This window comes from Paraburkholderia caledonica (assembly GCF_000383275.1).
GTDB lineage: Bacteria > Pseudomonadota > Gammaproteobacteria > Burkholderiales > Burkholderiaceae > Paraburkholderia > Paraburkholderia caledonica.
The window spans coordinates 1-18,657 of the sequence record NZ_KB911058.1; the positions used below are offsets into that span (position 1 = coordinate 1).

Below are 18,657 nucleotides of genomic sequence, written 5' to 3' on the forward strand. Positions count from 1 at the left end.
GGTATCCTGCTGCGCGGCACGAAGCGCGAAGACGTGGAGCGTGGCCAGGTGCTGGCCAAGCCGGGTTCGATCAACCCGCACACGCACTTCACGGCTGAGGTGTACGTGCTGAGCAAGGACGAAGGCGGCCGCCACACGCCGTTCTTCAACAACTATCGTCCGCAGTTCTACTTCCGTACGACGGACGTGACGGGCTCGATCGAGTTGCCGAAGGACAAGGAAATGGTCATGCCGGGCGACAACGTGTCGATCACGGTGAAGCTGATCAACCCGATCGCGATGGAAGAAGGTCTGCGCTTCGCTATCCGCGAAGGCGGCCGTACCGTCGGCGCCGGTGTCGTTGCCAAGATTCTCGAGTAACGCCAGATAGTTCTCGTTAATCTGTAGTTTCGGGGTTGGCGGTGTCGTCAGCCCCAAATGGTTTAGGGGTATAGCTCAACTGGCAGAGCGTCGGTCTCCAAAACCGAAGGTTGGGGGTTCGATTCCCTCTGCCCCTGCCAACTCTCGCGTCAACCGTGGCGCTTCGTTAAGGTGTTATGGCGAATCCTTCCGTCGAAACTGTAAATACATCGAGCGACAAGCTGATGCTCGTCGCGGGCGTATTGCTGGTCTTGGCCGGGTTCGTGGGGTTCTTCTGGCTTAACGGTCAGGAATGGTACGTCCGCGGAGCCGCCTTGGCTGTTGGTGCAATCGCGGGTGTTGCAGTCGGTCTTCTCTCCGCGCCTGGCAAGGGTTTCATCGCTTTCGCCAAAGACTCGTACAAGGAAGTCCGCAAGGTTGTCTGGCCGACTCGTAAAGAGGCTACTCAGACGACGTTAGTGGTTTTCGGCTTCGTGTTCGTGATGGCGATCTTTCTGTGGGTTAGTGATAAATCCATCGAATGGGCGATTTTCTCGGTGATTCTGGGTTGGAAATGATATGAGCGATACTCCGGCATCTCCGAGCGGCAAACGTTGGTACGTCGTGCACGCCTACTCCGGCATGGAGAAGAGCGTGCAGCGTGCGCTTCAGGAGCGCATTGAGCGCGCCGGCATGCAAGACCAGTTTGGTCAAATCCTCGTGCCGACCGAAGAGGTGGTCGAGGTGAAGGGCGGTCACAAATCGGTGACCGAGCGTCGTTTCTTCCCCGGTTACGTACTGGTTGAGATGGAAATGACGGATGAGACGTGGCACCTCGTGAAGAATACGGCGAAGGTCACGGGCTTCGTGGGCGGTGCGCGCAATCGGCCGAGCCCGATCTCTCCGCGCGAAGTCGAGAAGATCATGTCGCAGATGCAGGAGGGGGTGGAGAAACCGCGTCCGAAGACCCTGTTTGAAGTGGGCGAGATGGTTCGGGTGAAGGACGGTCCTTTCACCGATTTCAACGGCAGCGTCGAAGAAGTGAATTACGAAAAGTCGCGCGTCCGTGTTTCCGTTACAATCTTCGGCCGCGCTACGCCGGTCGAGCTGGAATTCGGCCAAGTCGAGAAGTTGTAATCCAGATTCTACGCAGCGCGCCAGTCGGCGCGTTTCGTATTTCGCGCTTACGGTCCGCGTAATGGCCGTTGAGGAGCGCAAGTACCCGGGGTCCGGCGAACGCGCGCTACTACTCACTGAACGTTCGCTTGAAAGGTGACGTTCCAAAGAGGTTTTCAACATGGCAAAGAAAATCATCGGCTTTATCAAGCTGCAGATTCCTGCAGGTAAAGCCAACCCGTCGCCGCCGGTCGGTCCGGCACTGGGCCAGCGCGGCCTGAACATCATGGAGTTCTGCAAGGCGTTTAACGCGCAGACTCAAGCACTGGAGCCGGGTCTGCCGATTCCGGTCGTGATCACCGCGTTTGCTGACAAGAGCTTCACGTTTGTCCTGAAAACGCCGCCGGCAACGGTTCTGATCAAGAAGGCAGCGAAGATCGACAAGGGTTCGAGCAAGCCGCACACCGACAAGGTCGGCAAGATCACCCGCGCTCAAGCTGAAGACATCGCCAAGACCAAGATGCCCGATCTGACCGCGGCTGATCTGGACGCAGCGGTTCGTACGATCGCTGGTAGCGCCCGCTCGATGGGCATCACCGTGGAGGGCGTGTAAATGGCTAAGCTTTCTAAGCGTCTGCAGGCTTTTGCAGCAAAGGTTGACCGTCAGAAGCTGTACCCGATCGACGACGCGCTGTCGCTGGTCAAGGAGTGCGCGAGCGCAAAGTTCGACGAGTCGATCGACGTGGCAGTGCAACTCGGCATCGATGCGAAGAAGTCGGATCAAGTGGTCCGCGGTTCGGTTGTTCTGCCGGCAGGTACAGGCAAGTCGGTTCGCGTCGCCGTGTTCGCACAGGGCGAAAAAGCTGAACAGGCTCGCGCAGCCGGCGCTGAAGTCGTCGGTATGGAAGACCTGGCTGAACAGGTGAAGGCTGGCAATCTGGACTTCGACATCGTGATCGCTTCGCCGGACACGATGCGCGTGGTCGGTACGCTCGGTCAGATTCTCGGCCCGCGCGGCCTGATGCCGAACCCGAAGGTCGGCACGGTCACGCCGGACGTCGCAACGGCCGTGAAGAATGCCAAGGCTGGCCAGGTGCAATTCCGTGTCGACAAGGCCGGTATTATCCACGCCACCATCGGTCGTGCTTCGTTCGAACCGACGGCTCTGCGTAGCAATCTGAGCGCTCTCATCGACGCGTTGCAGAAGGCCAAGCCGGCAACGAGCAAGGGTGTTTACCTGCGTAAGGTTGCACTGTCGAGCACGATGGGCGTCGGCGTTCGCGTCGATCAGACGTCGCTCGCTGCACAATAAAGTAATTCATCGCCTCGACGAAAGTCGGGGCGTTTATGGGCTTTGGGCGGTTGCGAGATGTCAGTAGTTAGCATCGCGCAACCGGTTGTCAAAGACCGTTGGCGGGCACGCAGCAGGTAGGCGGACTCTTAATGTAAAGCCAACGCAGATGGCGAACCCGAAAAGGTTTTGTAGTGATGAAGCCGTTCGACGCTTGCAGCAGTGCGGGTGTCGCGCGGTCGAAATACTCCTGACTGGTCGGACGCCGTTATTGAACGCGGTACACAAGGCGCACGCCGCGTGTATCGAATCTGGAGGTTAACCGTGCCACTCAACAAAGAAAGCAAGCAGGCCGTCGTCGCTGAGGTTGCCGCGCAAGTCGCGAAAGCCCAGACCGTGGTTCTGGCTGAGTATCGTGGGATCACGGTTGGCGATCTGACCAAGCTGCGCGCGAAAGCGCGTGAGCAACAGGTGTACCTTCGCGTGTTGAAAAACACGCTTGCGCGTCGCGCTGTCGAAGGTACCCCGTTCGCTCCGCTGGCAGAGCAGATGACTGGCCCCCTGATCTACGGCATCTCTGAAGATGCAATTGCTGCTGCTAAGGTCGTCAATGACTTCAGCAAGAGCAATGATAAGTTGGTCATCAAGGCTGGCGCCTACGAAGGCAACGTGATGGACAAGGCGGGCGTGCAAGCGCTGGCCAACATCCCGAGCCGCGAGGAGCTGCTCTCCAAGCTGTTGTTCGTTATGCAAGCACCTGTTTCTGGCTTCGCGCGCGCTTTGGCCGCGCTGGCAGAAAAGAAACAAGGCGAAGAATCCGCTGCGTAATGTACTTCAGCCGAGCGTAATTGATCGCTAGCTGTATCCGAATTCAATTTAGGAGTATTTCAAATGGCAATCGCAAAAGAAGACATCCTCGAAGCCGTAGGCTCGATGTCGGTTCTGGAACTGAACGAGCTGGTTAAGGCGTTCGAAGAAAAGTTTGGCGTGTCGGCAGCTGCTGTTGCAGTGGCAGGCCCCGCAGGTGCAGGCGGCGGCGCTGCTGCAGCTGAAGAGCAAACCGAATTCACGGTGAACCTGGTTGAAGTTGGCGCGAACAAGGTTTCCGTCATTAAGGCAGTTCGTGAACTGACGGGTCTCGGCCTGAAGGAAGCGAAGGACCTGGTCGACGGTGCACCGAAGCCTGTGAAGGAATCGGTACCGAAGGCTGCTGCTGAAGAAGCGAAGAAGAAGCTGGAAGAAGCCGGCGCGAAGGCTGAAATCAAGTAAGTTTCAGCGCGCTGTGCGAAGGCTGGCGGTTTTCCACCGCCGGCCTTTTTGTGCTTTGTGGGGGACGCGTTTTTGCATCGTTGTTTAGCAACAATGCGACTCCCAGAAGCCAAAGAAAACCGCCTATCGGCAACATTGACCGGCGCTTCTCTTTGTCTTCTGAAGCGACTGCAGAAGGCAAGTTTGGTCGGGTAGCGGTTAAGGTTCCATGCGACAGGCATCCGCTGCCGTCAGCCAGCGGTTGGTAGAGGCCAACCACCAAGCTTCTAGGCTCGTTCAAGCCATCGGACGGCCATCGGGTCTCAGTCGGTGAACACTCGGGTTGTCTCATCAAGGTATCCTGCCTCGACAACAATGCCCGCCGTGATTCGGAGATCGTATGCAATATTCCTTCACCGAGAAGAAGCGTATTCGCAAGAGTTTTGCGAAGCGCCCCATCGTTCACCAAGTACCTTTCCTGCTGGCTACCCAGCTTGAATCATTCAGCACGTTTCTGCAAGCAGACACGTCCTCCACGCAACGCAAGCCGGAAGGCCTGCAAGCCGCGTTCACATCCGTTTTCCCGATTGTTTCGCACAACGGGTTCGCACGTCTTGAGTTCGTCAGCTACATGCTGTCGCCGCCGGCATTCAACATCAAGGAATGTCAGCAGCGCGGTTTGACGTACTGCTCCGCCCTGCGCGCCAAAGTGCGCCTGGTGCTGCTCGACAAGGAGTCGCCGAGCAAGCCGGTCGTCAAGGAAGTGAAGGAACAGGAAGTGTACATGGGCGAAATTCCGCTCATGACGCCGACGGGTTCGTTCGTCATCAACGGCACGGAACGTGTGATCGTTTCGCAGCTGCACCGCTCGCCTGGCGTGTTCTTCGAACACGACAAGGGCAAGACGCACAGCTCGGGCAAGCTCCTGTTTTCGGCACGTATCATTCCTTACCGCGGTTCGTGGCTCGATTTCGAGTTCGACCCGAAGGATGTGCTGTACTTCCGCGTCGACCGTCGCCGCAAGATGCCGGTCACGATCCTGCTGAAGGCAATCGGCCTCACGCCGGAACAGATCCTCGCAAACTTCTTCGTGTTCGATAACTTCACGCTGATGCCGGAAGGCGCGCAGATGGAGTTCGTGCCGGAGCGTCTGCGTGGCGAAGTCGCGCGTTTCGACATCACGGACCGTGATGGCAACGTGATCGTCCAGAAGGACAAGCGGATCAACGCGAAGCACATTCGCGATCTGGACAACGCGAAGACCAAGTTCATCTCGGTCCCGGAAGACTATCTGCTCGGCCGCGTGCTGGCGAAAAACGTCGTCGACGGCGACACCGGTGAAGTCATCGCCAACGCGAATGACGAAATCACCGAGACTGTCCTCGAGAAGCTGCGCGAATCGAAGATCAAAGACATCCAGACGCTCTACACGAACGATCTGGACCAGGGTCCGTACATTTCGTCGACGCTGCGTATCGACGAAACCGCGGACAAGATGGCCGCTCGCATCGCGATCTACCGCATGATGCGCCCGGGCGAACCGCCGACCGAAGAAGCGGTCGAGGCGCTGTTCAACCGTCTGTTCTACAGCGAAGACGCATACGACCTCTCGAAGGTGGGTCGTATGAAGTTCAATCGCCGTGTCGGCCGCGATGAAATCGTTGGCCCGATGACGCTGCAAGACGACGACATCCTCGCCACGATCAAGATTCTGGTCGAACTGCGTAACGGTAAGGGTGAAGTCGACGACATCGACCACTTGGGCAATCGCCGTGTGCGTTGCGTCGGCGAACTGGCGGAAAACCAGTTCCGCGCCGGTCTCGTGCGTGTCGAACGTGCTGTGAAGGAGCGCCTCGGCCAGGCCGAAAGCGAAAACCTGATGCCGCACGACCTGATCAACTCGAAGCCGATTTCGTCGGCAATTCGCGAGTTCTTCGGTTCGTCGCAGCTGTCGCAGTTCATGGACCAGACGAATCCGCTGTCGGAAATCACCCACAAGCGCCGTGTCTCGGCACTTGGCCCGGGCGGTTTGACGCGTGAGCGCGCAGGCTTCGAAGTCCGCGACGTCCACCCGACGCACTATGGTCGTGTCTGCCCGATCGAAACGCCTGAAGGTCCGAACATCGGCCTGATCAACTCGCTCGCTCTGTACGCGCACCTGAACGAATACGGCTTCCTCGAAACGCCGTATCGCAAGGTCGTGGACGGCAAGGTGACCGACCAGATCGATTACCTGTCGGCGATCGAAGAAGGTCGTTACGTGATCGCTCAGGCGAACGCGGCAGTGGCTGAAGACGGTACGCTGACCGACGAACTCGTGTCGTCGCGTGAAGCGGGCGAAACGCTGATGGTCACGCCGGACCGTATCCAGTACATGGACGTGGCGCCGTCGCAGATCGTGTCGGTGGCTGCATCGCTGATTCCGTTCCTCGAGCACGACGACGCGAACCGCGCGTTGATGGGCTCGAACATGCAGCGTCAGGCTGTGCCGTGTCTGCGTCCTGAAAAGGCCGTGGTGGGTACGGGTATCGAGCGTACGGTGGCAGTCGACTCGGGTACGACGGTTCAGGCATTCCGCGGCGGTGTGGTCGATTATGTCGACGCCGGCCGTATGGTGATCCGCGTGAACGACGATGAAGCTGTTGCTGGCGACGTCGGCGTGGACATCTACAACCTGATCAAGTACACGCGTTCGAACCAGAACACGAACATCAACCAGCGCCCGATCGTGAAGGTCGGCGATATCGTGTCGCGTGGCGACGTGCTGGCTGACGGCGCATCGACGGATCTGGGTGAGCTGGCTCTTGGCCAGAACATGCTGGTCGCGTTCATGCCGTGGAACGGCTACAACTTCGAAGACTCGATCTTGATCTCGGAGAAGGTGGTTGCAGACGACCGTTACACGTCGATCCACATCGAAGAACTGAACGTCGTGGCTCGCGACACGAAGCTCGGACCGGAAGAAATCACGCGCGACATCTCGAACCTGGCTGAAGTGCAACTCGGCCGTCTCGACGAGTCGGGCATCGTCTACATCGGCGCGGAAGTCGAAGCAGGCGACGTGCTGGTCGGCAAGGTCACGCCGAAGGGCGAAACCCAGCTGACGCCGGAAGAAAAGCTGCTGCGCGCCATCTTCGGTGAAAAGGCTTCGGACGTGAAGGACACGTCGCTGCGCGTGCCGTCGGGCATGAGCGGTACGGTGATCGACGTCCAGGTGTTCACGCGTGAAGGCATTCAGCGCGACAAGCGTGCGCAACAGATCATCGACGATGAACTGAAGCGCTATCGCCTCGACTTGAACGACCAGCTGCGCATCGTGGAAGGCGACGCGTTCCAGCGTCTCGCACGTATGCTCGACGGCAAGGTCGCGAACGGCGGTCCGAAGAAGCTGGCAAAGGGCACGAAGATCGAACAGGCTTACCTGCAAGATCTGGATCATTACCACTGGTTCGACATCCGCCTCGCGGACGAAGAAGCAGCGGCACAGCTCGAAGCCATCAAGGACTCGATCGAACAGAAGCGTCACCAGTTCGATCTGGCGTTCGAAGAGAAGCGCAAGAAGCTCACGCAAGGCGACGAACTGCCGCCGGGCGTGTTGAAGATGGTCAAGGTGTACCTGGCAGTGAAGCGCCGCCTGCAGCCTGGCGACAAGATGGCCGGCCGTCACGGTAACAAGGGTGTCGTGTCGAAGATCGTTCCGATCGAAGACATGCCGTACATGGCCGACGGCCGTCCGGCTGACGTCGTTCTGAATCCGCTCGGCGTGCCGTCGCGGATGAACGTCGGTCAGGTTCTCGAAGTGCATCTGGGTTGGGCCGCGAAGGGTCTCGGCTGGCGTATCGGCGAAATGCTGCAGCGTCAGGCGAAGATCGCTGAACTGCGCGAATTCCTGACCAAGATCTACAACGAGTCGGGCCGCGCCGAAGAGCTGGACAGCTTCACCGACGACGAGATCGTCGAACTGGCGAAGAACCTGCGCGAAGGCGTGCCGTTCGCAACGCCGGTGTTCGACGGCGCGACGGAAGAAGAAATGTCGCGCGCGCTGGATCTGGCATTCCCGGACGACATCGCGAAGAACCTCGGCATGACGCCGTCGAAGAATCAGGTGCGTCTGTACGACGGCCGGACCGGCGAAATGTTCGAACGTACGGTGACGGTCGGCTACATGCACTACCTGAAGCTGCACCACCTGGTCGACGACAAGATGCACGCGCGTTCCACGGGCCCGTACTCGCTCGTGACGCAGCAGCCGTTGGGCGGTAAGGCGCAGTTCGGTGGCCAGCGTTTCGGTGAAATGGAAGTGTGGGCGCTCGAAGCGTACGGCGCATCGTACGTGCTGCAGGAAATGCTGACGGTGAAGTCGGACGACGTGACAGGCCGGACCAAGGTGTACGAGAACCTGGTCAAGGGCGATCACGTGATCGATGCAGGCATGCCGGAATCCTTCAACGTGTTGGTGAAGGAAATCCGCTCGCTCGGTATCGACATCGACCTCGACCGCAACTAATCGGACTACTGGAGAGAAGCGATGAAAGCTTTGCTCGATCTATTCAAGCAAGTCCAACAACCTGAAGTTTTTGACGCGATCAAGATCGGTCTGGCTTCGCCAGACAAGATCCGTTCGTGGTCGTTCGGTGAAGTGAAGAAGCCGGAAACCATCAACTACCGGACGTTCAAGCCGGAACGCGATGGTTTGTTCTGCGCGAAAATTTTCGGGCCGATCAAAGACTATGAATGCCTTTGCGGCAAGTACAAGCGCCTGAAGCACCGTGGCGTGATCTGCGAGAAGTGCGGCGTCGAAGTGACGCTGGCTAAGGTGCGTCGCGAACGGATGGGCCACATTGAACTGGCCTCGCCGGTTGCGCACATTTGGTTCCTGAAGTCGCTGCCGTCGCGTCTGGGCATGGTGCTCGACATGACGCTGCGCGACATCGAACGCGTGCTGTACTTCGAAGCATATGTGGTGATCGATCCGGGCATGACGCCGCTGAAAGCGCGGCAGATCATGACCGAAGAGGATTACTACAACAAGGTCGAAGAATACGGTGACGAATTCCGTGCCGAAATGGGCGCGGAAGGCGTTCGCGAGCTGCTGCGCGCGATCAACATCGACGAACAGGTTGAAATGCTCCGTACCGAACTCAAGAACACGGGTTCGGAAGCGAAGATCAAGAAGTACGCGAAGCGCCTGAAGGTGCTCGAGGCTTTCCAGCGTTCGGGCATCAAGCCTGACTGGATGGTGCTCGAAGTGCTGCCGGTGCTGCCGCCGGAACTGCGTCCGCTGGTGCCGCTGGATGGCGGCCGTTTCGCGACGTCGGACCTGAACGACCTGTACCGCCGCGTGATCAACCGTAACAACCGGTTGAAGCGTCTGCTCGAACTGAAGGCGCCTGAAATCATCGTCCGCAACGAAAAGCGGATGCTGCAGGAAGCCGTCGATTCGCTGCTCGACAACGGTCGTCGCGGTAAGGCAATGACCGGCGCGAACAAGCGTCCGCTGAAGTCGCTCGCTGACATGATCAAGGGTAAGGGCGGTCGTTTCCGTCAGAACTTGCTTGGTAAGCGCGTCGACTATTCGGGCCGTTCGGTGATCGTGGTCGGCCCGACGCTCAAGCTGCATCAGTGCGGTCTGCCGAAGCTGATGGCGCTCGAACTGTTCAAGCCGTTCATCTTCAACAAGCTGGAAGTGATGGGTGTTGCTACCACCATCAAGGCTGCGAAGAAGGAAGTCGAGAACCAGACGCCGGTGGTGTGGGACATTCTCGAAGAAGTCATTCGCGAACATCCGGTCATGCTGAACCGCGCGCCTACGCTGCACCGTCTTGGCATTCAGGCTTTCGAGCCGGTGCTGATCGAAGGTAAGGCGATCCAGCTGCACCCGCTCGTTTGCGCGGCGTTCAACGCCGACTTCGACGGTGACCAGATGGCTGTTCACGTTCCGCTGTCGCTCGAAGCGCAGATGGAAGCGCGCACGCTGATGCTGGCGTCGAACAACGTGCTGTTCCCGGCTAACGGCGATCCGTCGATCGTGCCGTCGCAGGATATCGTGCTCGGTCTGTACTACGCGACCCGTGAAGCTGTGAACGCGAAGGGCGAAGGCCTGACGTTCACCGGCGTTTCGGAAGCGCTGCGTGCATACGAGAACAAGGAAGTCGAGCTCGCCTCGCGCGTCAACGTGCGGATCACCGAAATGGTCCACAACGAAGACAAGTCGGAAGGTGCGCCGGCGTTCGTGCCGAAGATCTCGCTGTACGCGACGACCGTCGGCCGTGCAATCCTGTCGGAAATTCTGCCGCCGGGCCTGCCGTTCTCGGTGCTGAACAAGCCGCTGAAGAAGAAGGAAATCTCGCGTCTGATCAACACCGCGTTCCGCAAGTGCGGTCTGCGTGAAACGGTGATTTTCGCCGACCAGTTGATGCAGTCTGGTTTCCGTCTGGCCACGCGCGCTGGTATCTCGATCTGCGTCGACGACATGCTCGTGCCGCCGCAGAAAGAAACCATCGTTGGCGACGCTGCGAAGAAGGTGAAGGAATACGACCGTCAGTACATGTCGGGTCTCGTCACGTCGCAAGAGCGCTACAACAACGTGGTCGACATCTGGTCGGCAACGTCGGAAGCGGTCGGCAAGGCGATGATGGAACAGCTGTCGACGGAACCGGTGGTGGATCGCGACGGCAACGAAACGCGTCAGGAATCGTTCAACTCCATCTACATGATGGCGGACTCGGGCGCTCGTGGTTCCGCAGTTCAGATTCGTCAGCTGGCCGGTATGCGTGGCCTGATGGCGAAGCCGGACGGCTCGATCATCGAGACGCCGATTACGGCGAACTTCCGCGAAGGTCTGAACGTGTTGCAGTACTTCATCTCGACCCACGGCGCACGTAAGGGTCTGGCTGATACGGCACTGAAGACGGCAAACTCCGGTTACCTGACGCGACGTCTCGTTGACGTGACGCAGGATCTGGTGGTGGTCGAGGACGATTGCGGTACGTCCAACGGCGTGGCGATGAAGGCGTTGGTCGAAGGCGGTGAAGTCGTCGAAGCACTGCGTGACCGTATTCTCGGTCGCGTGGCGGTGGCTGACGTCGTCAATCCGGAATCGCAGGAAACGCTGTACGAAGCGGGCAGCCTGCTCGACGAAGATGCGGTCGAAGAAATCGAGCGCCTCGGCATCGACGAAGTGCGCGTTCGTACGCCGCTGACGTGCGAAACACGTTACGGTCTGTGCGCAGCTTGCTATGGCCGCGACCTGGGCCGAGGCTCGCTCGTGAATGTCGGTGAGGCAGTCGGTGTGATCGCCGCTCAGTCGATCGGTGAGCCGGGCACGCAGCTGACCATGCGTACGTTCCACATCGGTGGTGCGGCGTCGCGTGCGGCAGTGGCTTCGTCGGTTGAAGCCAAGTCGAACGGTACGGTGCGCTTCACGTCGACGATGCGTTACGTCACTAACGCGAAGGGCGAGCAGATCGTCATTTCGCGTTCGGGCGAAGCGATGATCACCGACGACCACGGTCGCGAGCGCGAACGTCACAAGGTGCCGTACGGCGCGACGCTGTTGCAGCTGGACGGCGCGCAGATCAAGGCCGGCACGCAACTGGCGACGTGGGACCCGATGACGCGTCCGATCATCACCGAGTACGGTGGTACGGTGAAGTTCGAGAACGTCGAAGAAGGCGTAACCGTTGCGAAGCAGATCGACGACGTGACGGGTCTTTCGACTCTCGTCGTGATCGACGTGAAGCGCCGCGGTTCGCAAGCTTCGAAGACGGTGCGTCCGCAGGTCAAGCTGCTCGATGCGAACGGCGAGGAAGTGAAGATCCCGAACACCGAGCACTCGGTGCAGATCGGCTTCCAGGTCGGCGCTCTGATCACCGTGAAGGACGGTCAGCAAGTGCAGGTCGGTGAAGTGCTCGCACGTATCCCGACTGAATCGCAGAAGACGCGTGACATTACCGGCGGTCTGCCGCGTGTGGCGGAACTGTTCGAAGCACGTTCGCCGAAGGACGCAGGTATCCTGGCGGAAGTCACGGGTACGACGTCGTTCGGTAAGGACACGAAGGGCAAGCAGCGTCTCGTTATCACGGACCTCGAGGGCAACCAGCACGAGTTCCTGATCGCGAAGGAAAAGCAGGTTCTGGTTCACGATGGTCAGGTCGTCAACAAGGGCGAAATGATCGTGGACGGACCGGCGGATCCACACGACATCCTGCGTTTGCAGGGCGTCGAAGCGCTGTCGCGCTACATCGTGGACGAAGTGCAGGACGTGTACCGTCTGCAAGGCGTGAAGATCAACGACAAGCACATTGAAGTGATTGTTCGTCAGATGCTGCGCCGCGTGCAGATTACGGACAACGGCGATACGCGTTTCATCCCGGGCGAACAGGTCGAGCGGTCGGATATGCTCGACGAGAACGACCGTATGATCGCGGAAGACAAGCGTCCGGCAACGTACGAAAACGTGTTGCTCGGTATCACGAAGGCGTCGCTGTCGACCGATTCGTTCATCTCTGCGGCATCGTTCCAGGAAACGACCCGCGTGCTGACCGAAGCGGCGATTATGGGCAAGCGCGACGATCTGCGTGGCCTGAAGGAAAACGTGATCGTCGGCCGTTTGATTCCGGCCGGTACGGGTCTCGCGTTCCACAAGGCACGCAAGAGCAAGGAACTGTCCGACCGCGAGCGTTTCGATCAGATCGCAGCGGAAGAGTCGTTCGAATTCGGTACGCCGGAAACCCCGGCCGCCGAACAGCAGCACTCAGGCGAATAAGTCCCGGCGGCGTAAGCCGCTTGGGGCTCTAGCCAGCGAAGCCGCTCAGTTTCGACTGAGCGGCTTTTTTTTTGCGCCGCTTTTTTACGCGTTCTTGTCCATTCGCAGGCCAGATGGCTAACGTTGTTGCAAAGCGCGGGCGCAGCGCGAATGCGTTGGTAAAATTCGTGTCACCCGCTTTACGCTGCTTCTCTCAAATTCATGTCCCGTCCGCTCGAAATCCTCAACGAAGTTTTTGGTTACCCCGCGTTCAGAGGACAGCAAGGCGAAATTGTCGAACACGTCGCTGGCGGCGGCGATTGTCTCGTACTGATGCCAACGGGCGGCGGGAAGTCGCTGTGTTATCAGATCCCGTCGCTGGTGCGCCGCGAAGGCGGCTTCGGCACGGGTATCGTGGTCTCGCCGTTGATTGCGCTGATGCAGGATCAGGTGGCCGCGCTCACGGAAGTCGGCGTGCGCGCCGCTTACCTGAACTCCACGCTTTCGAGCGCGGAGGCAATGGCTACCGAGCGTGCGCTGCGTGACGGCGACATCGATCTGCTCTACGTCGCGCCCGAACGTCTGATGACGCCGCGATTCCAGGAGCTGCTGGAGCGCACCCGCATCGGACTTTTCGCGATCGACGAAGCGCATTGCGTCTCGCAATGGGGGCACGATTTCCGGCCCGAATATATTCAGCTCTCGGTGCTGCACGAGCGCTTCCCGAATGTGCCGCGGATTGCGCTGACCGCGACCGCGGACGCCATCACGCGAGACGAAATCATTCACCGTCTCGCACTCGACGACGCGCGCATTTTCGTTTCGAGTTTCGACCGGCCCAATATCCGTTATCGCATCGTCGAAAAGGACAACGCGCGCACGCAGTTGCTCGACTTCATTCGCGCCGAACACACGCGGGCGGACGGGACGACCGACGCAGGGGTGGTCTATTGCCTGTCGCGGCGCAAAGTCGAAGAGACGGCCGAATGGCTCAAAGAAAAGGGTATGCGCGCGTTGCCGTATCACGCGGGCATGGAATTCGAGACGCGCCAGAAGCACCAGGAGATGTTTCAGCGCGAGGAAGGCATTGTGATGTGCGCGACGATCGCGTTCGGCATGGGCATCGACAAGCCAGACGTGCGGTTCGTCGCGCACCTGGATTTGCCGAAGAGTGTCGAAGGGTATTACCAGGAAACCGGCCGCGCCGGCCGCGATGGCATGCCGGCCAATGCATGGATGGCCTACGGTCTAGGCGACGTCGTCCAGCAGCGCAAGATGATCGACGAGTCTGACGCGGACGACGCACACAAGCGCGTCCAGACAGGCAAGCTGGATGCGCTTCTTGGTTTGTGCGAAGCGGCGACGTGCCGGCGCGTGCGCCTTCTCGCGTATTTCGGCGAATCCAGCAAACCTTGCGGTAATTGCGACAACTGCCTTGAGCCACCGGACACGTGGGACGCGACGCGCGAGTCGCAGATGGCGCTGTCGTGCGTGTTTCGCGCGCAGCGGGCGAGCGGTTTTCACTTCGGCGCGGGCCATCTCATCGACATTCTGCGGGGCAATCGCAGCGAGAAGATCCTGCAGCGCGGGCACGAGAAACTGACCACATTCGGCATTGGCGCGGCACTCGGCGAACCGGAGTGGCGCGCGGTGTTTCGCCAGTTGGTGGCGTTCGGCTATCTGACTGTCGATCACGAAGGATTCGGCTCGCTCGTTCTCACCGAGGCCAGCAAGCCCGTTTTAAAGGGTGAGCAAAACGTCACGATGCGCCGCTATGTGAAGCCTACGCGTACTCGCCAGTCGTCTGGTCGAACCAGCGAGCGAGCGGATCCGACGATCGGCATGGGGCCGCAGGAGCGCGCGCGCTGGGATCGGCTACGCGCATGGCGTACGGAAACCGCGAAGAGCGACGGCGTACCCGCCTACGTGATTTTCCACGACGCGACGCTTGCGGAGATCGCTCGAAACGGCCCCGATTCCATTGAAGATTTGCGCGGCATTCCGGGCATGGGCGCGCGCAAGCTCGATCGTTTCGGGGACGAACTGCTCGAAGTCGTTGCCGCTGATTAAGTGGAGCGCCGTCGTCAGCCAACGTGCGCAGGTCTGCGAAACATTGCAACCTGTTGACTCGCTTAGCCTTTTCGGAATATTATGCTAGGTTCCGGTCTTTGGGATGCACGCGCGCGGACTCCGTCCACGTACTTGTAGTCGAAGCCGGAAGTTCGATGCGCAATCGTTTCTGCTTTGCCCGGAAACAGATGCGTCGATTTTGTTCAATTTCAGGAATAGACAATGCCAACCATCAATCAACTGGTTCGCAAAGGCCGCGCGTCGGAAACGACGAAGAGCAAGAGCCCGGCCTTGCAGGACTGCCCCCAGCGTCGCGGCGTGTGCACCCGTGTGTACACCACGACGCCGAAGAAGCCGAACTCGGCACTGCGTAAAGTTGCTAAGGTGCGCCTCACGAACGGTTTCGAAGTCATTTCGTACATCGGTGGTGAAGGCCACAACCTGCAGGAACACTCGGTCGTGCTGATTCGCGGCGGCCGTGTGAAGGACTTGCCGGGTGTGCGTTACCACATGGTTCGCGGCTCGCTGGATACCCAGGGCGTCAAGGATCGTAAGCAGGCTCGCTCGAAGTACGGTGCGAAGCGTGCCAAGGCTGGCAAGTAATCATCAGCCGGTCCGTAGTTCAGGTCGCCTGCAAAGGCGGTAATAGCGGTGGTGCCGGAATCGCCGGTGCTGTCGAGTAAGTGGTCACCCGACCAGGCTGGTAAGTCGTTAGAGATGAATCGGGTTAGTTGGTGGCCGCGGGGCTAAAACAGCTCCAACTGAAAAGTTAAAGGAAGAATCATGCCGCGTCGTCGCGAAGTCCCCAAGCGGGAAGTGTTGCCGGATCCGAAGTTCGGTAACGTTGATGTAGCTAAGTTCATGAACGTGCTGATGCTCTCCGGCAAGAAGTCGGTTGCTGAGCGCATTGTGTACGGCGCTTTCGAACAGATCCAGACCAAGGGTGGCAAGGACCCGCTGGAAGTGTTCACGGTAGCGCTCAACAACGTCAAGCCGGTGGTCGAAGTCAAGAGCCGCCGCGTTGGTGGTGCGAACTATCAGGTTCCGGTCGAAGTGCGCCCGTCGCGTCGTATGGCATTGGCGATGCGTTGGCTGCGTGAAGCCGCGAAGAAGCGCAGCGAGAAGTCGATGGCCCTGCGTCTGGCAGGTGAACTTTCCGAAGCGGCCGAAGGCCGTGGCGGCGCAATGAAGAAGCGCGACGAAGTTCACCGGATGGCAGAAGCCAACAAGGCGTTCTCGCATTTCCGTTTCTAAGCTTCCCGAATCCGGGTTAGCAGACAAAAACGGAAAGAAATTCCGGGCGGGTGCGCTTACAAAGCGCCTCGCCCGTTTGTGTTACAGCGCGATGGGTATTTTCTCGCATCGCGTCATCCCCATAGAGGATCAAAGTGGCTCGCAAGACACCTATCGAGCGCTACCGTAACATCGGTATTAGCGCTCACATCGACGCCGGCAAGACGACGACGACCGAGCGCATCCTGTTCTATACCGGCGTGAACCACAAGATTGGTGAAGTTCACGACGGCGCTGCCACCATGGACTGGATGGAGCAGGAGCAGGAACGCGGCATCACGATTACGTCGGCTGCTACGACGGCGTTCTGGAAAGGCATGGCCGGCGACCGCGCTGAGCACCGCATCAACATCATCGACACCCCGGGCCACGTCGACTTCACGATTGAAGTTGAGCGCTCCATGCGCGTGCTCGACGGCGCGTGCATGGTGTACTGCGCTGTGGGTGGCGTGCAGCCCCAGTCGGAAACCGTGTGGCGTCAGGCTAACAAGTACAAGGTTCCGCGTCTCGCGTTCATCAACAAGATGGACCGTACCGGCGCGAACTTCTTCAAGGTTTACGACCAGCTGAAGCTGCGTCTGAAGGCAAACCCGGTTCCGGTCGTGGTGCCTATCGGCGCGGAAGAAAACTTCACGGGTGTCGTCGACCTGATGAAGATGAAAGCGATCATTTGGGACGACGCGTCCCAAGGCACCAAGTTCTCGTACGAAGAAATTCCGGCTGAGCTCGCCGACACGTGCAATGAATGGCGTGAAAAGATGGTCGAAGCAGCGGCTGAATCGAGCGAAGATCTGATGAACAAGTACCTCGAGTCGGGCGAACTGACGGAAGAGGAAATCATCAAGGGTCTGCGCGACCGTACGATCGCTTGCGAAATCCAGCCGATGCTGTGCGGCACCGCGTTCAAGAACAAGGGCGTGCAACGCATGCTGGACGCCGTGCTCGATTTCCTGCCGTCGCCGATCGACATCCCGCCGGTCACCGGCGAGCTGGAAAACGGTGAGCAAGGCGAGCGCCGCGCTGCCGACGACGAAAAGTTCTCGGCTCTGGCGTTCAAGATCATGACCGACCCGTTCGTCGGCCAGCTGATCTTCTTCCGCGTGTACTCGGGCGTCGTCAATTCGGGCGACACCGTGCTGAACGCGACCAAAGACAAGAAGGAACGTCTGGGTCGTATTCTGCAGATGCACGCGAACCAGCGCGAGGAAATCAAGGAAGTTCGCGCGGGCGACATCGCTGCAGCAGTCGGCCTGAAAGACGCAACGACCGGCGACACGCTGTGCGATCCGCAAAGCCCGATCGTGCTCGAGCGCATGATTTTCCCGGAGCCGGTGATTTCGCAGGCTGTTGAGCCGAAGACGAAGCCCGACCAGGAAAAAATGGGTCTGGCGCTGAACCGTCTGGCACAGGAAGATCCGTCGTTCCGCGTTCAAACGGACGAAGAATCGGGCCAAACGATTATTTCGGGCATGGGCGAGCTCCACCTCGAAATTCTCGTCGATCGTATGAAGCGCGAATTCGGCGTGGAAGCGACTGTCGGCAAGCCGCAGGTTGCTTACCGTGAAACGATTCGTGGCAAGGCAGAAGACGTTGACGGCAAGTTCGTCAAGCAGTCGGGTGGTCGCGGCCAGTACGGTCACGCGGTCATCACGCTCGAGCCGAACGAGCAAGGCAAGGGTTACGAGTTCCTCGACGAGATCAAGGGCGGTGTGATTCCGCGCGAATACATCCCGGCGGTGGACAAGGGTATCCAGGAAACGCTGAAGGCAGGCGTGCTGGCGGGCTTCCCGGTTGTCGACGTCAAGGTTCACCTGACGTTCGGTTCGTACCACGACGTTGACTCGAACGAAAATGCGTTCCGCATGGCCGGCTCGATGGCGTTCAAGGAAGCAATGCGCAAGGCTCAACCGGTCATCCTCGAACCGATGATGGCTGTGGAAGTCGAAACGCCGGAAGACTACATGGGCAACGTGATGGGCGACCTGTCCGGCCGTCGCGGTATCGTCCAGGGTATGGACGATATGGTTGGCGGTGGCAAGATTGTTCGCGCCGAAGTGCCGCTGTCCGAAATGTTCGGCTACTCGACGTCGCTGCGTTCGCTGACCCAGGGTCGCGCAACGTATACGATGGAGTTCAAGCACTACTCCGAAGCACCGCGTAACGTGTCGGAAGCGATCATCAACGCGAAGTCGAAGTAATTGCGCGGCAAGTCATTCAACGATTAACTTTTTGAAAGAAGAGAAACATGGCTAAAGGTAAATTCGAACGGACCAAGCCGCACGTGAACGTCGGCACGATCGGTCACGTTGACCACGGCAAGACCACGCTGACGGCAGCGATCACGACGGTTCTGACGCAGAAGTTCGGCGGCGAAGCGAAGGCATACGACCAGATCGACGCGGCGCCGGAAGAAAAGGCACGTGGTATCACGATCAACACGGCGCACGTCGAGTACGAAACGGCTAACCGCCACTACGCACACGTTGACTGCCCGGGCCACGCTGACTATGTGAAGAACATGATCACGGGCGCTGCGCAGATGGACGGCGCGATC

General features: G+C 59.2%; 14 protein-coding genes and 1 tRNA gene. All 15 read left to right on the plus strand.

Annotated features, from left to right (window positions below):
* Nucleotides 1-360: EF-Tu C-terminal domain-related protein (locus H281_RS35275; protein WP_020070580.1), on the plus strand; the 360-nt coding region annotated here is incomplete at its 5' end.
* A 64-nt stretch (nucleotides 361-424) separates the two neighbouring features.
* A tRNA-Trp gene (locus H281_RS0133865) sits at nucleotides 425-500 on the plus strand.
* 36 nt (nucleotides 501-536) lie between these two features.
* Nucleotides 537-917 carry a preprotein translocase subunit SecE gene (gene secE, locus H281_RS0133870; protein WP_027805185.1) on the plus strand — a complete coding sequence of 127 codons (381 nt, stop codon included), beginning with the start codon at nucleotides 537-539 and terminating at the stop codon, nucleotides 915-917.
* Between the two features lies 1 nt (nucleotide 918).
* Nucleotides 919-1,476, plus strand: coding sequence for a transcription termination/antitermination protein NusG (gene nusG / locus H281_RS0133875; protein WP_007180147.1), 558 nt, complete (start codon nucleotides 919-921; stop codon nucleotides 1,474-1,476).
* A 160-nt stretch (nucleotides 1,477-1,636) separates the two neighbouring features.
* Nucleotides 1,637-2,068: a 50S ribosomal protein L11 gene (rplK, locus tag H281_RS0133880; protein ID WP_007180146.1), complete on the plus strand. Its 432-nt coding sequence runs from the start codon at nucleotides 1,637-1,639 to the stop codon at nucleotides 2,066-2,068.
* Nucleotides 2,069-2,767 carry a 50S ribosomal protein L1 gene (gene rplA / locus H281_RS0133885; protein ID WP_020071562.1) on the plus strand — a complete coding sequence of 233 codons (699 nt, stop codon included), beginning with the start codon at nucleotides 2,069-2,071 and terminating at the stop codon, nucleotides 2,765-2,767.
* 303 nt (nucleotides 2,768-3,070) lie between these two features.
* Entirely contained in the window at nucleotides 3,071-3,574 is a 504-nt protein-coding gene (rplJ, locus tag H281_RS0133890) for a 50S ribosomal protein L10 (protein ID WP_013340748.1), read from the plus strand.
* Nucleotides 3,575-3,637: 63 nt separating this feature from the next.
* On the plus strand, nucleotides 3,638-4,015 hold the full coding sequence (rplL, locus tag H281_RS0133895) for a 50S ribosomal protein L7/L12 (RefSeq protein ID WP_020071563.1): 378 nt from the start codon (nucleotides 3,638-3,640) through the stop codon (nucleotides 4,013-4,015).
* 379 nt (nucleotides 4,016-4,394) lie between these two features.
* Nucleotides 4,395-8,501 carry a DNA-directed RNA polymerase subunit beta gene (gene rpoB / locus H281_RS0133900; RefSeq protein ID WP_020071564.1) on the plus strand — a complete coding sequence of 1,369 codons (4,107 nt, stop codon included), beginning with the start codon at nucleotides 4,395-4,397 and terminating at the stop codon, nucleotides 8,499-8,501.
* Nucleotides 8,502-8,522: 21 nt separating this feature from the next.
* Nucleotides 8,523-12,761: a DNA-directed RNA polymerase subunit beta' gene (gene rpoC / locus H281_RS0133905; protein ID WP_020071565.1), complete on the plus strand. Its 4,239-nt coding sequence runs from the start codon at nucleotides 8,523-8,525 to the stop codon at nucleotides 12,759-12,761.
* A 201-nt stretch (nucleotides 12,762-12,962) separates the two neighbouring features.
* Nucleotides 12,963-14,810, plus strand: a complete 1,848-nt coding sequence (gene recQ, locus H281_RS0133910; RefSeq protein WP_020071566.1) for a DNA helicase RecQ — start codon at nucleotides 12,963-12,965, stop codon at nucleotides 14,808-14,810.
* 222 nt (nucleotides 14,811-15,032) lie between these two features.
* Nucleotides 15,033-15,413, plus strand: coding sequence for a 30S ribosomal protein S12 (rpsL, locus tag H281_RS0133915; protein WP_006998493.1), 381 nt, complete (start codon nucleotides 15,033-15,035; stop codon nucleotides 15,411-15,413).
* A 180-nt stretch (nucleotides 15,414-15,593) separates the two neighbouring features.
* Entirely contained in the window at nucleotides 15,594-16,064 is a 471-nt protein-coding gene (gene rpsG / locus H281_RS0133920; protein ID WP_006053291.1) for a 30S ribosomal protein S7, read from the plus strand.
* A gap of 134 nt (nucleotides 16,065-16,198) precedes the next feature.
* Entirely contained in the window at nucleotides 16,199-18,301 is a 2,103-nt protein-coding gene (gene fusA, locus H281_RS0133925; protein ID WP_020071567.1) for an elongation factor G, read from the plus strand.
* 47 nt (nucleotides 18,302-18,348) lie between these two features.
* On the plus strand, nucleotides 18,349-18,657 hold a 309-nt coding region (locus tag H281_RS35710), incomplete at its 3' end, for a GTP-binding protein (RefSeq protein ID WP_020071568.1).

Bases quoted from the DNA above. Each gene is read 5' to 3' on its own strand.
- rplA (WP_020071562.1), top strand. From the start codon at position 2,069: ATGGCTAAGCTTTCTAAGCGTCTGCAGGCTTTTGCAGCAAAGGTTGAC.
- rpsL (WP_006998493.1), top strand. From the start codon at position 15,033: ATGCCAACCATCAATCAACTGGTTCGCAAAGGCCGCGCGTCGGAAACG.
- rpoC (WP_020071565.1), top strand. From the start codon at position 8,523: ATGAAAGCTTTGCTCGATCTATTCAAGCAAGTCCAACAACCTGAAGTT.
- rpsG (WP_006053291.1), top strand. From the start codon at position 15,594: ATGCCGCGTCGTCGCGAAGTCCCCAAGCGGGAAGTGTTGCCGGATCCG.
- rpoB (WP_020071564.1), top strand. From the start codon at position 4,395: ATGCAATATTCCTTCACCGAGAAGAAGCGTATTCGCAAGAGTTTTGCG.
- recQ (WP_020071566.1), top strand. From the start codon at position 12,963: ATGTCCCGTCCGCTCGAAATCCTCAACGAAGTTTTTGGTTACCCCGCG.
- nusG (WP_007180147.1), top strand. From the start codon at position 919: ATGAGCGATACTCCGGCATCTCCGAGCGGCAAACGTTGGTACGTCGTG.
- rplK (WP_007180146.1), top strand. From the start codon at position 1,637: ATGGCAAAGAAAATCATCGGCTTTATCAAGCTGCAGATTCCTGCAGGT.
- rplL (WP_020071563.1), top strand. From the start codon at position 3,638: ATGGCAATCGCAAAAGAAGACATCCTCGAAGCCGTAGGCTCGATGTCG.
- secE (WP_027805185.1), top strand. From the start codon at position 537: ATGGCGAATCCTTCCGTCGAAACTGTAAATACATCGAGCGACAAGCTG.